This is a genomic window from Teredinibacter waterburyi (assembly GCF_001922985.1).
Taxonomy (GTDB): domain Bacteria; phylum Pseudomonadota; class Gammaproteobacteria; order Pseudomonadales; family Cellvibrionaceae; genus Teredinibacter; species Teredinibacter waterburyi.
In genome coordinates this window covers 1-1,207 of record NZ_MRUH01000041.1, presented here as the reverse complement: position 1 = coordinate 1,207, position 1,207 = coordinate 1, and the positions used below count along the sequence as shown (strand labels likewise).

The following is a 1,207-nucleotide window of genomic DNA, read 5'->3' as shown; positions in this document are numbered from 1 at the left end:
TAACGCTTGGCTCACCAGCGCCCAGACCGGAGAGGCTTTTGTGGTAAAGTGTAGCGCAGCGAAACCCACAAAAGCAGCGTAGGTTTGGGCGTCTGCGTGGAGCCACTTGTTATGTGCATCTACAGATTTTGAGAGAACCAATTTACTAGCTCTTTCTGAGCTTTACTTTTGTTATTAAAAAGCCCATGGTTGTCGTCCGGATAAAGCACAAGCTTGTGAGGTATTTTGTACATCTCTAGCTCTTTGGCGAGTTCAATTGAATGATCTACCGAAACACGCTTATCATTGTCGCCATGTAGAAGTAAAATTGGTACATTTTTAGGCAATTCAGCCACCCACTTTATGACAGAACGCTTTTTTAACTCTTCGGTTTTATTTTTGTCGTAGTTTGGAATTTTACTTTTATATACATTTTCCATTTCGGGGCGTTTTACCAATACCTTAAACAAATCCGTTGGACTAGCTATTACAGCTATTGCTTTTATGTCTTTCGATTCTTTTAGCACTAAAAATGTTTGCATTCCGCCACGACTAGAACCGAACATGCCAATTCTATTTTGGTCAGCGCCGCGAACTTTTGGAATATAGCTTAGTAATTCCGTCACATCTTTGACATCACTGCCACCAAATTCGTCTTGTAACTTACTATCACTTGAAAACGTTCCACGGTATTGACTCCCAATAACGACAAATCCTTGAATCGATAGCGGAAACAAATCTAACATCATTTTTCCAAATACTACACCACCAAAATTCCCATTCCCACCTCGATTATATACAAGCACAGGCAGCTTTGAATGGGCCATATTTTTAGGACTAATTGCGTAACCTCTGACGGCATTTCCATCTACTGTGTAGCTAAACGTTACACAAGCCAACTGATTTTTGTACTCCTTAAACTTTTGTTCACCGAAAAGCGAGTCAAACCTTTTCATTGCTTGAGTAACTTCTCCTTCTGTTTTCAGACGCCTCTTATGCTTACTCTCCATCGCTTTTCGCCAAGATGGATAGTTTACGAAACTACCGCTAAAGCAATCCTGCTGATCCAGTATCTTATCGCTATCTATTAATGTTGTTCCGCTAGCCAGAAGTGGAAAACCCATAATAAGCAATACAATGAAAAGTGACTTCATTCGATTCAACCCTATATTATCTTTCTTATACAATATTACCTGAAAAGAGAGACTTCAAATTCCTATTTTCGTTC

1 protein-coding gene is annotated in these 1,207 nt (G+C 39.7%); it reads right to left on the bottom strand.

All coding sequences use genetic code 11. The features are described 5' to 3' along the window. Window positions 1-119: 119 nt before the first annotated feature. Window positions 120-1,133 carry an alpha/beta hydrolase family protein gene (locus tag IDZ20_RS04875; RefSeq protein WP_188150311.1) on the bottom strand — a complete coding sequence of 338 codons (1,014 nt, stop codon included), beginning with the start codon at window positions 1,131-1,133 and terminating at the stop codon, window positions 120-122. Window positions 1,134-1,207: the final 74 nt, after the last annotated feature.

Excerpts from the sequence above, each read along its gene's own strand:
- IDZ20_RS04875 (WP_188150311.1), bottom strand. The coding sequence starts at position 1,133 with ATGAAGTCACTTTTCATTGTATTGCTTATTATGGGTTTTCCACTTCTG.